We start from the raw sequence: 20247 nt of genomic DNA on the forward strand, positions 1-20247 counted from the left end.
TTGGCTTTAATCACCATCTATTTGAGTGAAAGGAATAGTAATTGGGTGAATTTTTATTACTTTTATATCATGTTTTAGGCTCTTAACCCTTGATTTAGCTATCGCATAGCCAATTAAGCCTCCCAACAAGGCTGCTAAAATTTGCCACCCTTCAGCAAGCGAAAATACTGCAAAAGCAGCTAAAGCGAACCCCAAACTAAGTAAGAGAGGCAACATATACACAGCCATCGCGTGTTTTACTAAATGACTATCATCCAACGCTAAGGTTACTTTTTGCCCTACTTTTAGCTCATTATCGAATGTGTATGGGAATGTTTTTTTAGCGGTACCAAATAACTTGGCAAAGACTTGTGAGCCACAACGGCCATTGCACCCTGCACAGGCTTGTTTTTGCTCTGCTTCTAAATTTGCTGTCGTGCCTTTTACTGACACGACAGTAAGTGTTTGTTCAATCATGGTTTAAAGAGGTCGTGCTACCGACTCTGCAATGGCTTTAGCTGTCATAGCGGGAATATTACCAACAACTGACACATCAAAGCTACCACTGTTATGCACATAGATTGTGGTAGCGCCCGATGAAAGCGCACCACTGGGGCGTTTGCCTGGCAATGGTCTTTGAACAAATACAGAGACTTCAACAAAGCCATCTGAATACAAGTAATAATCTGTTAGCTCATTGTTTAAATCAAGCTTATGGCGATCAGATTTTAACAGTTTAAATCCATCAGGTAACCAGCCAATCTTCCAGTTATTAACTGCCGTACCTGTACTTTCATTGTCAATTTCACTCACTGGTAAGGGAGTTGGAAAGTCACGGTTCTGCATCTCAAGCAATAAGGGAGCTGGCTGCTCCGTCACACTGATATGAGTAAGCTGTAATTGTTCCAGCATTTCGCCTTTGTGGTTAACATAAGCAGATTTAAGTAATAATGATGACTCAGTATCAAGCCAAATCCAGTAATTAAACTTAAACTCGTCTTTTGATTCTATACGAACCAATTGCGCTGAACGCCCAGCTATACGGCCTTTTCCGCCAAGAACGAAATCATAATGAGCACTTAAACGCTCAATATCTTTAAACAAAACCTCTGGAATTGGTCCTGCAATTGAGTCAGTTTTGACAGAGTAAGGCTCTGAGTGTGGCTCAAAATAAGTAACGTGATCGTTCACACGCGCCATCTCAAGACCAGCACCATTCAATAAACTTAAATGCTCAAGCTCAATATCACCTTGTTTTGCGTGTAACCAGCGATAAGGCTCCATTGCTTGACCTTTAACGACCACAAAGGATGCATCAAAATTACGGGTATGAACGGCTTTAGCCATATCTAATAATAATGCTTTGGCGGGGTTTTCGTCGCTGGCAAAAGCGGATGCACTTATTACCAGCGATAAAATAAAAGTAATAACTTTCATTAAATTAGTGATTTTCCTCTTCGGCTTTGGCCTCAGTTTGCGACTTTTCTAATGAATAAGCAACACGTGCTTGTCTATGGTGCTCTAGAACAAGTGCACCAATTCGCTGCTGCTGTAACTCACGCAAACCTTGCTGTGCATTTTCAAGCGCTGGCTGTTCAGATGAGTAGCTCACCGGTGATGCCACGCCAGTCAATGGGGTTGTTTGTAGCAATGGAATGTCACTTTCAGGTGACTCACTGTTTTGCGGCAATGTTTGTACGCCCACTATCGCGAACATTGCAACGCTTGCTGCGATAGCAACTTGTGCAAATGGGCGGCGCCAGTTAAATGCGACAACATTGTCAGTACCTGTTGCTGCCACAATTTCTTCGCTTTTTGGTGCATTTGTTTTATTCGCGAAATCGGCATAGACAGGTTCGTGTTCAAGTGCATCTGCAACGGCGTCGGCAATATCAAAGTTAAAAGCGCTGTTGTTTGCCTCAGCACGCATTGCATCACCGATCATCGCATAACGACCAAATGTCGCGACATCATCTTTTGTTATCGCTTCATCGGTTAGTTGCTGTTCGCCGTCAAGTAATGCGGATAGCTGTTCGTTATCCAACTTGTTAACGTCTGCTTTTGTCATACTAAGACTCACCTATTAATGGATTTAATTTATTATCAATCGCTTCGCGGGCACGGAATATACGTGAACGTACAGTCCCCACGGGGCAATCCATAACCACGGCTATTTCTTCATAGCTCATCCCTTCTATCTCTCGAAGGGTAATCGCAGTTTTCAGATCTTCAGGCAAACTATCAATTGTATTAAAAATTACAGCACGTACTTCGTCACTGAGTAACAGATTTTCTGGCGATGCGTTAGAACGCATTGCATCTGCACTGTCATAAAACTCAGCTTCTTCTGCATCAACATCGTTCGCTGGGGGCTTTCGGCCCTGAGCAACTAAGTAATTTTTAGCACAATTTACGGCGATACGGTATAACCAAGTATAAAAGGCGCTGTCTCCTCTAAAGTTAGGTAACGCACGGTAAGCTTTAATAAAAGCTTCCTGAGCGACATCAGCAACATCACCTTGATTCGACACATAACGTGAGATCAAGCCTGCGATTTTATTCTGATATTTTCTAACTAATAGGTTGAAGGCGTTTTTATCTCCTTGCTGGACCCTTTTAACTAGCGCTAAATCCAAATCCTGCTCGCTCATTCGAGCCGGTACTCCTCTGTTTGATTCTTGCTTGCTATTCATATACTCGCCATTGTTTACACAAACTCTGACTGCACGATGAATATAAAAGTTCAGTTTAAAATGTTTTTTTTATAAGATAGCATGCAAATATATTGAGTTATACCGTTCTTATTTGCGTAAAACTTCAAAAATAGCTTTAAAATCAACAGCTATTCTAATTCAAAGCTATTCTACATTTGTGCAAAACAGTTGATAGTACACTGTTTATATGACAAAAAATCTAATAAGATTGGTATAACATTTAAAATAACTAATAGTGCTACAGCAAATATGGTACATATACATATATCATATCAAAACTTTTTTGCTCAAACTTTTGCACTATCAGCTGAGCATTGTAACCGCTAAGACCACAGACATGAACCAAAATAAACATCACATTACTGATGTCGCTATCATTGGCAGCGGCGCCGCAGGCCTTTCCCTTGCCTTATCACTCGCTAATCACTGTAAAGTAACCGTATTAAGTAAAGGGGCACTTACAGAAGGCTCTACTTTGTATGCACAAGGCGGTATTGCGGCGGTTTTTGATAAGAAAAATGACAGCATTGAATCTCATGTTGAAGACACACTGGATGCAGGTGGTGGCCTGTGTGACCGTGATGCGGTTCACTACACTGCAAGCAACGCTAAAAAGTGTTTAAAGTGGCTTATTGAGCAAGGTGTGCCTTTTGACATGGAGTTTGACTCAAAGGGCAAAGAACGTTTTCACCTAACCCGTGAAGGCGGCCATAGTCATCGCCGTATTCTGCACGCTGCTGATGCAACGGGTCGTGCTGTACAAACAACACTTATCAGCCAAGTACAAGCACACCCTAACATCACATTACTAGAAAACTACAATGCGATTGATTTAATTGGTGATAAGAGCCTTGGCAGAAAAGGAAAGCATATCCATGGCTTATATGTCTGGAATTGTGAAGATAAAAAAGTAGAAACGATTGCTGCTAAGTTTGTCGCGCTTGCAACTGGCGGTGCAAGCAAGGTGTACTTATATACCTCAAACCCTGATGTATCGAGCGGTGATGGTATTGCGATGGCGTGGCGCTCTGGTTGTCGAGTGGCGAATATGGAATTTAACCAATTCCACCCTACAAGTTTGTACCACCCTGAATTACAAAACTTTTTAATTACTGAAGCGATGCGTGGTGAAGGCGCTTATTTAAAGCGCCCTGATGGCACACGCTTTATGAAAGATTTTGACGAGCGCGAAGAGCTTGCGCCTCGTGATATTGTCGCTCGCGCTATCGACTTTGAAATGAAACGCCTTGGTGCAAATTGTGTCTATTTAGATATCAGCCACAAAGATAAAGATTTTATTATTGAGCACTTCCCAACTATCTACGCAAAGTGCTTAAGTGTTGGCCTTGATATAACGAAAGAGGCGATCCCAGTCGTCCCTGCCGCGCATTATACGTGCGGTGGTGTTATGACTGACTTTAATGGTCGTACAGATCTCGATAATTTATATGCCGTGGGTGAAGTGGCTTATACAGGTCTTCACGGTGCAAACAGAATGGCGAGTAACTCATTACTTGAGTGTATTGTGTTTGCCCATGCTGCGGCAAAAGACATTTTAAGCAAAATTGACACCTCTCCTGCGCCAGAAGCATTACCTTTATGGGATGAAAGTCGTGTCACTAACTCAGATGAAGAAATCGTTATAACCCACAACTGGCATGAGCTAAGGTTATTTATGTGGGATTACGTGGGCATTGTGCGCTCTACCAAGCGCTTAGAACGCGCACTGCATCGCGTTGAATTACTGCAACAAGAAATCCATGATTACTATGCAAACTTCAGGGTTACAAATAACTTACTAGAACTTCGTAACTTGGTACAAGTTGCAGAGCTTATTATTCGTAGCGCCCTTGAGCGAAAAGAGAGCCGCGGGCTTCATTATACAATCGACTACCCAAATCAAACTGAAAACCCAACCCCCACTATTTTAACTCCTAAGCTGGTTGCTGCACTGCAATAACCGCTCGTCGCAAACGAGAAAAACTTAGCGCATCAACACTGGCTGACGAAATAATCAGCCAGTGTGATTGATAAAAGCCAATTAATCTTATAACTACATGATTCGCAAATACATAGCTCTTGGGACTTATCTCACCTTGCAGTTGTAACTGTTCATTAAAAAAGCCTAGCTGTGATTGCTGCAAAATTATCACTCCATCACTAGGTTGTGCTTGTTGTACTTTTTTGAAACAAGCAATACCAATAACAAGGCAAGCAAAACAGGCTAAAAGCTCTGATAAGATATGACTATAAGAAAAGTATAATAATAGGGCTAGAAAACAAAAGAAGACCACAAAGGGTTTGTGGTCTGAGAAGTTATTTTTGACGGTAAACCTATACACGAACTCGATCTAAAATAAGCGTCACCATGCCCTTGAGCTCTGCATCTTTGCATTCTTCATGTCCCATGAACCATGCAAATAAATCAGGATCATCGCACTCAAGTAAGCGTTGAAATACAGCTTGCTGCTCTTTAGATAGTGAGTCAAACGCTTGCTCAACGAATGGCATGAATAAAACATCAAGTTCGAGCATACCACGGCGGCACGCCCAACGAATGCGTTCTTTACTGTGAATTTCAGTCATTTTAAACCTCGTACTTATTTGTCTGCAGTTTAACAAATTGCAATCGAATAAACAGCTATTTAAATTGCCACCCTAACTAAGTTATCATTAGGGCTCACTTATATCGTAAAGAAGGTTTTTATGTCGACTGTTTACGCATGCCCATTATCTCATACGCTTATTAGCCTTTCTGGTAAAGATAAGCTGTCATACCTTCACGGGCAAGTTACTCAAGATATCAATAAGCTAAGTAACGATAACTTCTTATGGGCAGGTCACTGTAATGCCAAAGGTAAACTTTGGGGTGTGTTCAAGTTATTTACATACCAAGATAACTACTACCTAGTTGGCTCTAAACCTGAGGTAGCACAATCTTTGGGCGAATTAAAAAAGTATGCTGTATTCTCTCAAGTTGAGATTGAGCAATCTGATAAGTCGCTTATTGGCTTAATCGGTGAAGATCTTACCTCAACCCTCACGTTATTGAATATCCACTTTAATGATACGCAGACTGCTGTTGATTTTGCAGGAGGCAAAGCACTGAAGCTTGCAGATAACCGCGTATTATTGGTGGTAAATAATGACTTTAGCTTACCTGACGATATTACCGCACTTGATAATGACAGCATGTGGCAAGAAGCAGCAATCGCTGCCGCTGAACCCTCTTTAAATAAAGATGCTATTGGCGAATATGTACCGCAAATGGTTAATTTACAGGCCATAGGGGGCATTAGCTTCAGAAAAGGCTGTTATACGGGGCAAGAAACCGTCGCCCGCATGAAGTATCTCGGAAAAAATAAACGTGCCATGTATATCGTCGCAGGTAAAGCCGATGGTTTACTCGATGAACTAGAGCTTGAAACACAAATGGGCGAAAACTGGCGCCGTGCAGGTAAGCTTATCAGCCAAAGTTATAATCAACAAACGCACACCCTTATGGGCCTTGTGGTCTTACCAAATGACAATGAAACAGGCCACGTATTACGTGCAAAACACCTCCCTCAGGTTGAGCTATCAATTCAAGCTCTGCCTTACTCTCTCGAAGATGAATAAATAGGAATGACTATGATCGTAGCAGCAAACAAAGTGGTAAAAATGCATTATTCAGTATTGGATAATAACAAAAATACCATCGACAATTCTTTCGATGGTGAACCACTGGTGTTTATCGTGGGCACAGGATTTTTAATCCCAGGTCTTGAAAACGCGCTACTCGGTAAAGAAGCCGGTGATACATTCAGTGTGACTGTAGAGCCAGAACAAGGCTATGGTGAACGTCACGACGACCTAATGCAAGCAGTGCCGAAGTCAATGTTCGAAGGCATGGAAATTGAAGTCGGTATGCAATTTAGAGCAACAACTGATGCAGGCGATCAATCAGTCATGATCATTGAAATCCAAGATGAAGACGTGATTGTAGATGGTAATCATCCTCTTTCAGGTATTACACTTCACTTTGATGTTGAAGTACTTGAAGTACGCGATGCCACAGAAGAAGAATTAGCACATGGTCATGTGCACGGTGAAGGTGGTTGCGGTCACAGCCACTAAACGAAACACTAAAAAAGCGCCAATGGCGCTTTTTTTTATAGCTATAGCATGCCCTACAAAAGGGTATCACTTACTCAGGTTCTGCGCTCACTTCTTCCTTTGCTTCTGGCATAGCTTCAGGTTGAGTTATATGCGCATTAAGCGCAGCAAGTAAACCAGCTTGATCATTGGTGCCTAAACGGTAATGTGTACCATCTTTCATTGCCAGTTCTACCGCACTAAAACCAGATACACTGTACACCCAGCCATCGTGAGTTATACGTAAGCCAATTCCATGACGAAATGAATTGCTAACAGCTCTAACTGACTCAATGTCGTCAAAGCTCACTGTTTTACCAAACACACCTGGCCCAAATGCCCAGCTCACTGTTTTATCCGTTACTTTGATGGTTAAGCTATGAAATAAAAAAGCCACTAACACTAAAATCGCACTAAATCCCATTAATGGCACATCTGCACCTATTAAGTTCCATGCCAAGGCAAGAAAACCACCTATCCAGCCTAAAACAATAAAGATAAATAGTGCGTATTGCTTATGTTGATACATAAAGAACTCTCTAATTAAAAGCTATAAACAAAGGTGGCACTGAGCTCTGAATCATACTTAAGCTTGTCTTCCTCTGGTTTTGAATTGTAACGGTACATATAGGTAAATTTAAGCGATACATCACCCATGATTTTGCTGATCAGCGAGGTTTCTGATTTTAGTCGCGAATTTAACCCTGACATGGATTGCTCATAACTCACATCTTGATTAAAACGTGTGCGTGCAGATACCGTGCGCTCCCACTGCAAAGCTAAGCGTAATAAGTAGCCGGTTTTAGTTTCATCCTCTTCAGTTGCCATATCTTCATCGGCAACGGAGCGGTAAAGGCCAGGCCCAACATCAATATCAACCTTGTTCTTACTGCCTTGGTATATTCGATTGCCATAGCCTGTAGCCACAGTGCTTTTAAACTCTAAGCCACTAAATTCATCTTCTTCATAATCCGCATAAATAAAGAACGATTCATTTTTAACGTTTAGCTTGTAGTTACCTTGTGCTGATATAAAGATTCGATCAGCCGAGACTTCATCATCGCCAGTTTCGTCATTACGGTCTCGTTTATATAGGGTGTCTATTTTGAATTGATTACGCCATTTCTCAAAATCCTGATACAGATTACCTTTATATTTAAAGCTAGTTGAATCTGTATTACCACTACTAATCATAAAACCAAATTCCATATCTCCATAAAGCATCTCGCCCTTATGAATTTTATGGATTTCTTCTTCGGATAGCTGACCATACTCATGAAAATCTTCAAATGGATCAACGGCAGCAACCTGCCAGCTAGCCAGCATAAAAGCGACTAAAAGTGCACGTTTTAGTGTATAAAAGCAACTCGGGGTTAAATCAAACATCGGCGGAAAATTTATTCGCTATCTTTCCAAAGAATATGACAAAAAGGCGCATCTTTATCTCGGCTAATTAAAATTTTGGCAAACAGAATATCTTGATTATCAAATTCAAGTCCTACTAAGACTTGCACAAACAGCTCAGGTTCAATTTCTAATGCAACAAAATCGTGCCATTGACTATCCGGTTCACCTTCTTCAATAAAACCGAGCTCTTCGCGGTGCTCGTTAAAGTCAGCAATATCTTGCTCGCTTAAGTTGTCAGGTGCCAATTCTAAAAATATATCATACGCCTGATGTGTTACTTCTTCTTCACTGTATAAGCGTGGACCAGCCATGACCAAAACCCTCTGATATTTGAATTAAGCTATGATAACAAACCTCTTTTGAGTTTTACCAAAAAAAAAGCCAGGTTACCCTGACTTTTTTTATTTTCACTGATTAGGCTATGAAGATGCCTGCCCTTTTATTTTTTCACGCATCCCTTGCACAAGGGTATAAAATAGTGGCACCAACAATGTACCAAATATCGTAGCAGCTAACATACCAAACAGCACTGTTACACCCAGTGATATTCGACTTCCAGCGCCTGCGCCGCTTGCAAATACCAAAGGTAATACGCCAAGCACAAACGAGAGGGCTGTCATTAACACCGCTCTAAAACGCATTTTAGCCGCATTTAATGCTGCTTCGAGGATCCCTTTACCCGCTGAGCGTTCTTCCATAGCAAACTCAACGATCAGAATCGCAGTTTTAGTTGATAGGCCAATTAACAACACAAGGCCTACTTGTGCATAAATATTATTTTCCATACCAATTATATACAACGCAAGCATTGCACCAAATAACGCCAGTGGTACGGCGGCAATGACCGAAAATGGAATCGTCCAACTTTCGTATTGTGCGACTAAGAATAAGTAAACAAAAACAACCGCTAAACCAAATAGAATCGGTGCAACATTACCGGCTTCTATTTCTTGTTTAGATTGCCCTGCCCATTCATAAACATAACCCGTTGGCAACTGCTCAGCTAATTCTTGCATGACTTTTATCGCATCACCACTTGAGTAACCTGCTGCAGGTTGTCCGCTAATACTCGCACTGCGATACAAGTTAAAGTGCGTTAAGCTGGTTGGGCCAAGGATTGGCTCAAGCTTAGCAAGTGTAGTAAGCGGCACCATCGCACCTTCATCATTACGCACATAGTAGTATTGTAAGTCTGCTGGATTTTGACGAAAACGACTTTCCGCCTGCATGATCACTCTGTATGTGCGGCTAAATTGATTAAAGTCATTAATATACAATGATCCTAATTGTGCCTGTAAAGTTAAGAAAATATCGCTAAGGGCCACGCCTTGAGCCTTGGCCTTATTACGGTCAACCTCTAAAAAGTATTGCGGTACATTTGCTCTGAATGTGCTGTAAACATTAGAAAGCTCCGGACGCTGATTTGCCTCATAAATAAGTCCATTTAATACCTGAGCAAGCTCAACAGGCTCACGCCCTTCACTATCTTGTAACCTAAACTCAAAACCTGCACTAGTACCTAGACCTGGAATTGATGGCGGATTAAATGCCATTATCTGCGCATCTGGCATCGCCCAAAATTGCCCCATTAAACGAGTCAACACAGCTCGTAAGCCGAGCTCAGAGCTGGTTCGCTCTTCCCAGTCCTTCAAAATCACAATGCCTAATGCATTATTTGAACCTGCCCCCCCTAGCAACGAAAACCCAGAGACAGCAATAAAATCAGTCGCTGCGGGCTCATTTTTTACAATATCCCCTAATTTATGCATCACTTCTTGAGTACGATTACTTGCTGCTGCATCTGGCAACTGCACATCAACAAACAAAAAGCCCTGATCTTCTGCGGGTACAAACCCTGTGGGAACCGTTTTTACAAGCCACCCTGCGGCAGCAAAAATTACCACAGCGAAAAGTGCCATTCGCGCAGAACGCTTTAAGATAAAATTAATTACTTTGCTATATCCGCTGGTTGAGCGTGTGATCACATTTTCAAAAGGAGCTAGCCATTTTATTGGCTGCATGGCTTTTTCATTTAATAGCAAAGCACACAGCGCAGGACTTAAAGTAAGTGCATTAACAGATGAAATAAGTACAGCGAATGAAATCGTTACGGAGAATTGCTTATAAAGCTCTCCGGTGATCCCAGGCATAAATCCAACAGGCACAAATACCGCTAATAACACAAGGGTGGTTGCAACAATGGGGCCTGATACCTGCTCCATTGCTTTGGTAACGGCTTCTTTTATTGGTAGTTTCTCTTCTTTTAAGATCCGCTCAACATTTTCGATAACGATAATCGCATCATCAACCACAATCCCGATTGCCAGCACCAAACCAAATAGCGTAATTAGGTTGATGGAATAACCCATCATCATCATAAATGCGAAGGTACCCACCAAAGACACCGGAATCGCAACGGTAGGAATCAGTGTTGCGCGCCAATTTTGTAAAAACAAAAACACCACTAAAATAACCAAACCAACGGCTTGTACAAGTGTTATTACCACTTCTTCAATAGAACGATTAATAAATTCAGTCGTATCATAGGGAATTGAGTACTCAATACCATCAGGTAGCTGCTTTGCTAGTTCCTCCATACGCGCTTTAACATCGGTGGCAACTTGTGTCGCATTCGCCTCAGTTAGCTGATAAATAACAATAAACGCAGTATCTTGCTGGTTTAATTTGGCGGTCGTACTGTAACTTGCAGCACCCATTTCAATGCGCGCGATATCATTTAAACGCACAAAATTACCATCTTTATTTGCGCGAATAATGGTTTGACCAAACTCTTCTGGTGTCTTTAAACGCCCCTTCGCCTGAATTGAGTATTCAAATTGCTGGCTAGGCCCTGTTGGTGCCGCCCCCAACTTACCCGCAGCCACTATGGTGTTTTGCTCTTGTAGCGCAGCCTGTACTTCCGCCACCGTTAACTCTAAAGAAGCCATTCTATCTGGACGCAGCCATAATCGCATCGAGTACGTCTGCTCCCCCATCACCTCCGCTGAGGCCACACCATTGATACGCCCTAAAGGCTCAGTTAAATAATTTGTCGCGTAGTTACTTAGAAAAATAGCATCAATATTATCTTTGCTTGAATACAGGTTAATACCTAAAAGCATTGAGCTTGATTTTTTCTTTACTGACACCCCTTGACGTTTCACCTCTTCAGGCAAGCCTGACTCAGCCAGTGCAACGCGGTTTTGCACATTGACCTGTGCTATGTCCGTATCAGTGCCAACCTTGAAGTAAACAGTTATGTTGGCCGTGCCGTTATTAGATGAAGTTGACTCGATATACATCATATCTTCAACACCATTAACCTGCTCTTCTATGGGCCTAATAACAGACTCTTCGACTATTTGCGCACTTGCACCAGGGTAACTGGCCGTGATTTGTACTTGTGGCGGGGTAATTTGCGGGTACATATTAACCGGCAATAAAGCCATCGATATTAAGCCCGCAATCGTAATAACAATAGATATAACCAGTGCAAACTTAGGGCGAGATATAAATGTTTTACTAATCATCTCATACTCCTAAGAGTTTGCTTTATTAGAAATAGTGCCTGTTGTGGCATCTACTTTCTTTTCCACAGCCTTAACTTCTGCACCTTGCCGTACTTTTTGCAGGCCTTCAATAATCACCTTTTCCCCAGCTTCAAGACCTGATTCAACCACCCACATGGCATTAATGCGGCGGCCAAGTTCAACAATACGCATAGCGACTTTGTTATCATCACCAACAACCAGTACAAATTTACCCTGTTGATTTTCTTGTACGGCGACTTGTGGGATCAGTGCAAGTTCTTTTTTATTGGTACTCTCTACGATTAAAGTGACAAATAACCCTGGCATCACAATACCATCGGGGTTATCAAATGAGGCTCTAAGTTCAACCGTACCAGTATTACGGTTAATTTTAGTATCAGCAAAATCTAATACCCCCTTTGCAGGAAAGGTCGAATTATTGGGTAAGCGTAGTGTTAAATCTATCGGTACATCTCGCGGGTCGCGATCTGACGGTGTCTGGTGCTGTTGACGATAACTAATGTAGTCTGCTTCTTCTACCTGAAAACTCACATAGATAGGGTTAACATCAGTCAGCTCTGCAAGTTCATTTGATGATGGCCCCACAATATTGCCAACATCATAATTTACTTTGCCAATGCGCCCACTGAATGGCGCTTTAATTTCGGTATAGCTTAAATTTAACTTCGCTTTTTCAAGCTCTGCTTCTGCCGCTTTAACCGCCGCAGTTGCTTGCTCAAAATTGGTCGTTAATTTGTCGAGGTCAGATTGTGAAATAAACCCTTGTGACGCAACATCTTTGCCGCGCTTTAAATCTCGCTCAGCTGCACTGGCCGCTGCGATACGGCTTTTTAAATCAGCTTCAACTTCAGTGACCGTTGAACGATACTCTGAAGGGTCAATACGAAGTAATAACTGATCTTTTTCAACAGACGAACCTTCGTCAAAGTGACGCTCAATAAGCTCGCCTTCAACTCGCGCTCTAATTTTAACCTCTTGAAATGCCTCGGTTCGTGCTACAAATTCACGGTAGTTACCGACCTCTTGTGTATTCACATTGTATACAGAGACAGCAGGGGGGGGTGTTGCTTGCTGCTGAGACTTGTCATCTGAACAACCTGTAAGTACCACACTTAATGCCAATGCATATACTGTTGTTGTTATAGATTCAGTTGATAGCTTTTGCATGCGTTGTGTATTGCGCATCAGCATATTTTTACTCCTTGTAGCGCGACTTAAAGCTAAGTCTAGTCGTGTCATGGGATTTTGCGAAAATTTGCAGCAGTATCTTATTAATCGCAAAACCGAACTAGCTGTAAACCAGCCTCTTTGTTTTAAAAATATACATCAATTTGTAACCAAATATATGACGAAGTTACTCTTTTTTAATAAATTACCTAATTCTTTGTCACACATCAGCATTTCTTTACATACATGTGATTAGTTCGTAAGCTCTAGCAAACAGGTCAGAGGAGTTACCATGATAAAACTAGAAATAAAACAACAGGTCGCTTGGGTTAGCCTTGCCCGTCCCGAAAAACAAAATGCACTCAGTTTTGCTATGTTTGTGGAGCTTTCAAACGTGATCAAAAAAATTAAAAACGATCGCAGTTTGCGTGCTGTGGTGATCTCTGGCGAAGGCGAGCACTTTTGCTCTGGACTTGATGTTGCTGCGGTAATGAAAAAGCCGAGCAATATCATCAAACTATTATTCAAATGGTTACCAGGAAACCAAAACCTCGCGCAAAAAGTGGTGTTGGGTTGGCAAGACTTAAGTATTCCAGTGATAGCTAAAATTACCGGGCATTGCTTTGGCGGCGGTATGCAAATCGCGCTCGGGGCTGATTATCGTATTGTCGATAAAAACGCAAAGTTAGCAATTATGGAGGCTCGCTGGGGTTTGTGCCCTGATATGGGGGCTAACGTTGTGCTTGCTGGCTTAATGAAACGTGACCAGGCACTTTGGCTGGCAAGCCATGCAGGGCCTGTTTCGGCTGCAGACGCTAAAGAATATGGCTTGGTTACGCAACTCACTGACGATGTTGATAAACAAACCGATGCTGTACTTGAAACATTGATGGCGCGCTCGCCGGATACCCTAGCAGCAATTAAACGCATTACTCAGCAAAGCTATCGCTCACAGCAACGTAAAATTCTTGCTAAAGAAACCTGGAGCCAAATTCGCTTACTAATGAATCCGAATACCAAAAAGGCGATTGCGAAAGCCAAAGGCGCTGAAGATATTCAATTTAATAATGCTAAATCATGGTAAGCTAAAGTCGCATAGTACAGCAGACAAGGGTATGATGTAGTTGTACTTTATTCGCAATTATCCTGACTCATGAAATACCTAATCAGTAGCGCCATTATTCTTGCTTGTTTAGCCGTTGCTAAGTATTTAACGGCTTTGTTTGATAGCAGTTTTCCAGCTCCATTACTCGGTATGGTCTTGTTACTCGTATTACTTTTAACAGGTATAGTTAAAGAGCACCATTTAAAGCCCACAGCCAGCCCTGTACTCAATTATATGCCATTATTTTTTATCCCTGCGGGGGTCGGGATTATTGAACACTTAGGTTTAATCGCTGAGCACTGGCCTTTATTACTGACTATCTTTATTGTTGTGCCACTGACAAGCGTTATATTGATCGGCTCTGTTATCGCCTACTTTAAGGGGCGTGAAAATGACAGCTAGCTTTTGGTGGTTAAGCGTTCCATTAGTTATTGCTCTTTTCCTAGCGCTGCGTTTTTTAAACGCTAAAACACACCATGCTATTGCAAAAGCACTCACCAACCCTGTCTGCTGGGCAATTGTGCTAATTGCGGCATGTTTAATGATATTCAAACTCCCCTACGCGCCATTCGCTGAGCACACTAAAGTGCTAAGTTGGTTACTTGAACCCGCGATTGTGGCTTTAGCGCTACCGCTTTATCAGCAATTTATACATGTTAAAAAGAATCTACTGTTAATTCTGATAAGTTGCAGTTTAGGGGTAATCAATGCCACGCTGGTTGCGTCGATTATTTGCGCTTTGTTTGCCGCGCCTGCAGAACTTAGTGCATCCTTGGCTAGCTTGTCAGTAACCACTCCTATCACTTTACTGGTCACCAATGCACTTGGCGGTATTCCTTCTTTAGCAGCGGCAATGGTGATTTTTATTGGGGTACTTGGGGCGATTTTCGGTAATTTAATTTTCTCGCTAATAAATATACAAAATGCACAAGCTAAAGGTGTCGCAATTGGCACTGCTTGTCATGCTATTGGCACTGCTTCTCTGATAACAGAGCAACCGAAGGCAGGCGCTTTTGCATCTGTAGCTATGGCATTGAGTGCGCTATTAAGCGCTTTAATCGTCCCCTTACTCTACCCCGCCATTCAACATCTGATATAGTAATGACCAGCAGTAAACCTTGTTAGGAAAAGCCATGATTGACGCAGAATTACAACAAGTGGAAAAATACTATAACCTGATCACCGAATATTTAGTGACCTACAGCATGCAAATAGTGGGTGCGATCTTAATTTTGGTATTTGGCTTGTGGATTTCACAAAAAGTATCAAATATGGTGGCAGCCTTAATGCAACGCCACAATATAGATATCACCCTCACAAACTTTATCAGCAATGTTATCAAAGTCTTGCTGATCATCATGTTTCTTATTATTGCACTGGGTAAAATAGGCATCAGTGTGACTCCCTTTGTGGCTGCAATAGGTGCCGCTTCATTAGGTGCAGGTTTAGCACTACAAGGAATGCTTTCAAATTATGGTGCAGGGCTTGCGATTATTGCAACGCGGCCTTTTGTAGTAGGTGATACAATTGAAGTAAAAGGGGTGAGCGGGCAAGTTAAAACGATTGAGCTCGGCTACACTATTTTGGTCAACGAAGAAAAAGTCGAAATCACCATTCCTAACAAACATATTGTTGGTGAAATTCTGCATAACTCGTTTAGCTATTCACTCGTAAAAGGCGAAATTGATATAGCTTATGATGCAAATGCTGACTTGGCTATTGAGCTTATCGAGACCGTTTTAAACGATCATGAACTGGTTGCCGATACACCACACTCACAAGTCGGTATTGAGCGATTTGCCGAAAGTGGTGTCACCTTAAGCTATCGCTTTTGGGTGCCAACCACCAAAATTATTGAGACCAAATTAGCAGTGAACCGCAATGTATTTAAGGCAATCCAAGGGGCGGATATCGAAATCCCCTTCCCACAACGGATTGTTACCCTCAATCAAACTAATGATAAAGGCGCTTAAGGCGCCTTTTTACCGCTCGTCGACAGAGATTGTGTTTGTTCAAAAGATTGTAGTACAATTTAAATGATAACAATTACTATCATCAATTAAGGTCGGGCTATTTTTACCATGAGTAAACGTCTTTGGTTCCAACTACACGGTTGGTTTTCGCTCCCAGTATGGGTGCTATTTTGCTTTATCTGTGTCACAGGCACTGTATCTGTAATAAGCCATGAGCTTACTTGGCTCTCTAACAGTGAAGCACGCGCAAACAACCCAAATGACTTACCAGTACTGGGGGTTGATCAAGTTATTAATAGCGTAGAAAAAGCTTACCCGACCGCCGATATAATGAGTGTGCTCACCTATGAGCCTTACTTGGTTAATGCGGTTATTTTCACTGATACAGACAAACCTTACGCAGTGGCTTACGTCAATCAATATACAGGCGAAGTGCAAGCGGTTAATGACAGTATTTCTTTCATCGAATTTATGCGTACCCTACACGGCTGGCTATTCTTTCCTTGGCAAGAAGGCTACAGCATAGGTTACTACTTAGTCAGCGCCATGGCGTTTGTCATTTTAGGTGCATTGATTACAGGCTTAGTGATTTATAAAAACTTTTGGCGCGCATTTAGTCAGCCAAAACTACGTTTTAACCAAGGTAAAAAAACCTTCCTTAAAGACTTACATACCCTTAGTGGCGTTTGGTCAATTTGGTTTATGGCAATAATGGCACTCACAGGCCTGTGGTATTTAGTGCAAGCCATCATGTGGCATAACGAAATAGACATAGAAGAGCATGCACCTTTGGTGGCGGTGTCAACTTTACCTGCGAATAAACAAACACCGCCTACTGACTTAAAAGCGGCACTGGCAATTACCAAAGAGAAATACCCTGATTTCAAACCTAGCTATGTGATGCTACCAGAGCATAACCGTGGCATGTTTAACATCATGGGCAGTGGCGATACTATTTTCTACGATAATTACGCTTACTCAACGTCAATCAATCCTTGGACTGGTGAAATTGCAGCAAGTAAGAGCCCTGAGACTATGTCGGGACTACAAACCCTGTCGCATATTACTGATCCACTTCACTACGGTAATATTGGCGGCCTGTGGACAAAGATTATTTGGTTTATCTTTGGTTTGATTTTAAGTGGTATGTCGATCACTGGCTTTATGATGTATGCCGCTAAATTAGTTAATAATAAACCAGTAAAAGCGCGCCAAGCTGCGCCAGTAAATAACGTTCAGGAGGCAAACTAATGGCTCGTTTACAAGCGACTTGGTGGCAACGTAAAAAGTATATTTTGCATGCTGTGATACTGGCTTTGCCTGTGTGGTTTATTTATCAATCATTGAACCCTCAGTTTCCTGCACTTTGGCAAGAGCAACAAGCAGGCGAATTTAAAATCGCGCCAATGCCACTGAATGAAGATGCACCTTACTCACACCACAATGAATATGTTAAAGATTTCTTTATTGCTTTTAATCAAGGTGACATAAGCAATGTTCGTCAGGCATATTTAAATATTGGTCAATCACCTTTACCGCTGACAGAATTTGCAAAAGATGAAGAAGGCATAATGCATGGCACCAATCACGGTCAGCATGCCCACGCGATAGCTCCTAAAACCATCTCAGCAGATGATAAACTGTGGATCACCATACAAACTTGGCAAGGCCAACTGCATACCCTCAAATGGGATATCCCCAGCCAGTTTATTACTCAATAATATCTGAAAGGCCACTCACTCAGTGGCTTTTTTGTATCTCTGAAAAAACCTTTATCTCCTCCAAAACAATCAAAAGTAAAATTTTTGTTAATTATTTTCACTCAACATCTTTACAAAAGTAATAATATAATAAAGTATTACAAATAGTTTTCATTAACATCAATGCATTCAATTGATGTTGATCAGAACTCATCCAAGGAGCTAAACACACAAGGAAAGCTCAATAACAATGATTTGGAGACACAATGATACTTTCAAAAAAAGCGCTTGCTGCGCTCAGCTTTGCAACAACACTGGTACTTCCCAGTGCCTACGCGATTGATAATGGTGTATACACGATTAAATCAAAGTACAGCGCTAAGTTTGTAGAAGTCGCTAGCGCGCAAACCAATGATGGTGCGAATGTTAGTCAGTGGGCTGACACTAATCACGACACCCAGCGCTGGTTAATCACCAACATAGGTGGCAGCAACTATTCGGTTATTAACTTAAACAGTGGTAAGGCACTCGAGGTGTTTGATTTCTCAACTGCCGATGGCGGTAATGTGGTGCAGTATGAATATGCAAACATTGCTAGCCAACACTGGCAAATTAATGATGAAGGCAGCGGTTATGTCAGCTTTATTAACTTAAACAGTGGTAAGGCTCTCGACTTATATGGGTTCGATGGTAACGATGGCGCGAACATTAGTCAGTGGAGCTACAACGGCAGCGATGCACAGCAATGGCAACTCACCAAACTTGCCAATGTTGAATCCACTCCCTTTGATCCCTCCACCACCAATGGTGCTGCTGATCATTGGCCACTCACTGGCAATTTAGTTACCCACGATCCAACTATTGGCTATGAGAATGGCACTTGGTGGATATTTCAAACAGGCCCAGGCATTTACGGTAAATACTCAAGCAATGGCGTTGATTGGAATGATGCGCTGCCAATTTTTTCAAATGGTTTAAGTTGGTGGAGTAACTATGTGCCTGATCATGACGGAATTGATGTCTGGGCGCCTGAATTAAAAAGCTACAATGGTCGCAGCTGGCTGTATTATGCTATTTCAACCTTCGGATCTCGTGTCAGTGCTATTGGTCTTACCTCAGCAAGCAGTGTTGCCACAGGCAATTGGCGTGACGATGGCTTAGTGATCAACACCACCAATAGCAATAATTACAATGCCATCGACCCAGATCTGGTGGTGGCAAAAGATGGTGCGCCTTGGCTCGCATTTGGCTCGTGGAATACGGGTATTAAATTGACCCGTATTAACCCAATGACAATGAAACCATTTGGTCAAATCTACTCATTAGCAAGTCGCTCAGGTGGTATCGAAGCGCCTACCATAGTGTATCGCCAAGGCTACTACTATTTGTTTGTTTCAGTAGGCAAATGCTGTGATGGCACGAATAGTACATACCGCATTGCATATGGTCGCTCAACCGATATTCGCGGTCCGTACCTTGATAAAAATGGTAATAACATGTTAGCGGGTGGTGGTAGCATTCTTGATGCTGGGAATAACCAATGGGTGGGTCCTGGTGGACAAGATATTCTAAATACCGATGTGATTGTTCGTCATGCCTATGATGCAGGTGATAATGGCACACCCAAATTGCTCATCAGCACCCTAAATTGGGATGCTAATGGCTGGCCTAAATACTAGTTCTCACCACTAAGCGCGTGAAAACGCGCTTTTTAAAATCGCTCTAAAATACTGCGAATAAACTCAGAATTTAATATTTGTGTCATCACGCCACTGCACCACATATACGCCCGATGCAAAGGGTAGCCTTTAAAAATCCAACGTTTACGCACATGATTAAATTCATGTAAATAATCAGCCTTCGCTTGTGGTAATGAGTCACCGGCCAATTTTTGCCACGCTTTATAAACCCCACTCATATCAGCACCACGCATAAAACGCTGTAACCAACGCGGAAAGCGTGAAAAACGAATCGCCGACTGAAAATCAATAATATAAGGCTTACCCTCTTTTGAGCAAATCACATTACCCAGATTACGTAAATCAAGATGTACTACACCACGACGATGCATTTTCGCTACCGTACGTTCGAAGTCTTTGAAAAAATTAGCTGGCAAATGTTCTTGCTGTTGAGCAAGCTGCCTAAGTGGTGTGCCCTCAATGAAGTCATAAGCAATAGCAATTGGCGATAATCGGCAAAAATTATCTACCACGCCATCGACATCTTGTAGTCGTGCAAGTCCCTTGTACTCTTGATTAATAAAAAGCGGCGCAATGGTTTTTCTTATCCACCAAGGACTATGCTGAAAGTCTTTGATAATAAGATCAAATTGCGTGTCTTTGTAACGATAAACAATGGCATTAGCGAACCGACCGGTATGAACAATAGACAAGCTTTCATGGCTAAATTGATGAGCTGGGAATTGGGCTCGAAGCTGCGCGAGCAAAGATGATTCGAACATAGCAACCTGTCACTTGTTAAAATTAAATGCCTAGGCAACTATATTATCAAAACGCG

Annotated in this window: 22 protein-coding genes; 10 read left to right on the plus strand and 12 right to left on the minus strand. The window is 42.0% G+C overall.

The window, feature by feature from the left end; translation table 11 throughout:
* Positions 1-6 precede the first annotated feature (6 nt).
* The 4 genes from L3V41_RS02595 to rpoE are packed head-to-tail and all read right to left on the minus strand — an operon-like array spanning position 7 to position 2630.
* Positions 7-456 (minus strand): SoxR reducing system RseC family protein, encoded by a 450-nt coding sequence (locus tag L3V41_RS02595; protein ID WP_130150422.1) that lies wholly within the window; start codon positions 454-456, stop codon positions 7-9.
* Positions 457-459: 3 nt separating this feature from the next.
* Positions 460-1416 carry a MucB/RseB C-terminal domain-containing protein gene (locus L3V41_RS02600; RefSeq protein WP_193987663.1) on the minus strand — a complete coding sequence of 319 codons (957 nt, stop codon included), beginning with the start codon at positions 1414-1416 and terminating at the stop codon, positions 460-462.
* 4 nt (positions 1417-1420) lie between these two features.
* On the minus strand, positions 1421-2047 hold the full coding sequence (locus L3V41_RS02605; RefSeq protein WP_062569655.1) for an RseA family anti-sigma factor: 627 nt from the start codon (positions 2045-2047) through the stop codon (positions 1421-1423).
* 1 nt (position 2048) lies between these two features.
* A complete protein-coding gene (gene rpoE / locus L3V41_RS02610; RefSeq protein WP_036969086.1) occupies positions 2049-2630 on the minus strand; it encodes an RNA polymerase sigma factor RpoE in 582 nt (193 codons plus the stop codon).
* A 400-nt stretch (positions 2631-3030) separates the two neighbouring features.
* Here rpoE and nadB point away from each other — a divergent pair, with 400 nt between their 5' ends.
* Positions 3031-4653, plus strand: coding sequence for an L-aspartate oxidase (gene nadB / locus L3V41_RS02615; RefSeq protein WP_062569654.1), 1623 nt, complete (start codon positions 3031-3033; stop codon positions 4651-4653).
* Here the strand turns inward: nadB and L3V41_RS02620 are convergent.
* Complete coding sequence (locus L3V41_RS02620) at positions 4628-4837, minus strand: hypothetical protein (RefSeq protein WP_157066210.1); 210 nt, start codon at positions 4835-4837, stop codon at positions 4628-4630. The genes nadB and L3V41_RS02620 overlap by 26 nt on opposite strands.
* Before the next feature lie 190 nt (positions 4838-5027).
* Entirely contained in the window at positions 5028-5279 is a 252-nt protein-coding gene (locus tag L3V41_RS02625; RefSeq protein WP_062569652.1) for a succinate dehydrogenase assembly factor 2, read from the minus strand.
* A 120-nt stretch (positions 5280-5399) separates the two neighbouring features.
* Between L3V41_RS02625 and ygfZ the strand changes: the two genes are divergently transcribed.
* Together ygfZ and L3V41_RS02635 are read left to right on the plus strand one after the other, a co-directional pair.
* Positions 5400-6311: a tRNA-modifying protein YgfZ gene (ygfZ, locus tag L3V41_RS02630; protein ID WP_237127117.1), complete on the plus strand. Its 912-nt coding sequence runs from the start codon at positions 5400-5402 to the stop codon at positions 6309-6311.
* Positions 6312-6323: 12 nt separating this feature from the next.
* Entirely contained in the window at positions 6324-6809 is a 486-nt protein-coding gene (locus L3V41_RS02635) for a peptidylprolyl isomerase (protein ID WP_054554327.1), read from the plus strand.
* Between the two features lie 70 nt (positions 6810-6879).
* Here the strand turns inward: L3V41_RS02635 and L3V41_RS02640 are convergent, their stop codons facing one another.
* The 5 genes from L3V41_RS02640 to L3V41_RS02660 all read right to left on the minus strand — a co-directional run bounded on the left by L3V41_RS02640 (position 6880) and on the right by L3V41_RS02660 (position 12976).
* A complete protein-coding gene (locus tag L3V41_RS02640; RefSeq protein ID WP_062569650.1) occupies positions 6880-7356 on the minus strand; it encodes a hypothetical protein in 477 nt (158 codons plus the stop codon).
* Positions 7357-7370: 14 nt separating this feature from the next.
* The gene (locus L3V41_RS02645) at positions 7371-8153 is read right to left on the minus strand and encodes a DUF481 domain-containing protein (RefSeq protein ID WP_228074502.1); all 783 of its coding nucleotides are present in this window, start codon (positions 8151-8153) and stop codon (positions 7371-7373) included.
* Between the two features lie 71 nt (positions 8154-8224).
* A complete protein-coding gene (locus L3V41_RS02650; RefSeq protein ID WP_062569648.1) occupies positions 8225-8545 on the minus strand; it encodes an HI1450 family dsDNA-mimic protein in 321 nt (106 codons plus the stop codon).
* Between the two features lie 108 nt (positions 8546-8653).
* Positions 8654-11764: a multidrug efflux RND transporter permease subunit gene (locus L3V41_RS02655; RefSeq protein ID WP_237127118.1), complete on the minus strand. Its 3111-nt coding sequence runs from the start codon at positions 11762-11764 to the stop codon at positions 8654-8656.
* A gap of 9 nt (positions 11765-11773) precedes the next feature.
* Positions 11774-12976 (minus strand): efflux RND transporter periplasmic adaptor subunit, encoded by a 1203-nt coding sequence (locus L3V41_RS02660; RefSeq protein ID WP_237127119.1) that lies wholly within the window; start codon positions 12974-12976, stop codon positions 11774-11776.
* Between the two features lie 268 nt (positions 12977-13244).
* On the opposite strand from L3V41_RS02660, the gene L3V41_RS02665 reads away from it, so the two are divergent.
* From L3V41_RS02665 to L3V41_RS02695, 7 genes are all read left to right on the plus strand, one after another.
* Positions 13245-14036: a crotonase/enoyl-CoA hydratase family protein gene (locus L3V41_RS02665; RefSeq protein ID WP_237114326.1), complete on the plus strand. Its 792-nt coding sequence runs from the start codon at positions 13245-13247 to the stop codon at positions 14034-14036.
* Positions 14037-14105: 69 nt separating this feature from the next.
* Positions 14106-14459, plus strand: a complete 354-nt coding sequence (locus L3V41_RS02670; RefSeq protein ID WP_193987666.1) for a CidA/LrgA family protein — start codon at positions 14106-14108, stop codon at positions 14457-14459.
* Positions 14449-15156 carry an LrgB family protein gene (locus L3V41_RS02675; protein WP_237114327.1) on the plus strand — a complete coding sequence of 236 codons (708 nt, stop codon included), beginning with the start codon at positions 14449-14451 and terminating at the stop codon, positions 15154-15156. Before L3V41_RS02670 ends, L3V41_RS02675 begins: the two co-directional genes overlap by 11 nt.
* Before the next feature lie 34 nt (positions 15157-15190).
* The gene (locus L3V41_RS02680) at positions 15191-16030 is read left to right on the plus strand and encodes a mechanosensitive ion channel domain-containing protein (RefSeq protein WP_062569642.1); all 840 of its coding nucleotides are present in this window, start codon (positions 15191-15193) and stop codon (positions 16028-16030) included.
* Between the two features lie 99 nt (positions 16031-16129).
* The gene (locus L3V41_RS02685) at positions 16130-17281 is read left to right on the plus strand and encodes a PepSY-associated TM helix domain-containing protein (RefSeq protein WP_237127271.1); all 1152 of its coding nucleotides are present in this window, start codon (positions 16130-16132) and stop codon (positions 17279-17281) included.
* A complete protein-coding gene (locus L3V41_RS02690) occupies positions 17281-17751 on the plus strand; it encodes a hypothetical protein (protein WP_193987669.1) in 471 nt (156 codons plus the stop codon). Before L3V41_RS02685 ends, L3V41_RS02690 begins: the two co-directional genes overlap by 1 nt.
* Before the next feature lie 245 nt (positions 17752-17996).
* Complete coding sequence (locus L3V41_RS02695) at positions 17997-19409, plus strand: family 43 glycosylhydrolase (RefSeq protein WP_062569639.1); 1413 nt, start codon at positions 17997-17999, stop codon at positions 19407-19409.
* A gap of 32 nt (positions 19410-19441) precedes the next feature.
* On the opposite strand, the gene L3V41_RS02700 is transcribed toward L3V41_RS02695, so the two are convergent.
* Positions 19442-20191 (minus strand): RIO1 family regulatory kinase/ATPase, encoded by a 750-nt coding sequence (locus L3V41_RS02700; protein WP_237127120.1) that lies wholly within the window; start codon positions 20189-20191, stop codon positions 19442-19444.
* Positions 20192-20247: the final 56 nt, after the last annotated feature.

It is taken from the genome of Pseudoalteromonas sp. L21 (assembly GCF_021728035.1).
Lineage (GTDB): Bacteria > Pseudomonadota > Gammaproteobacteria > Enterobacterales > Alteromonadaceae > Pseudoalteromonas > Pseudoalteromonas arabiensis.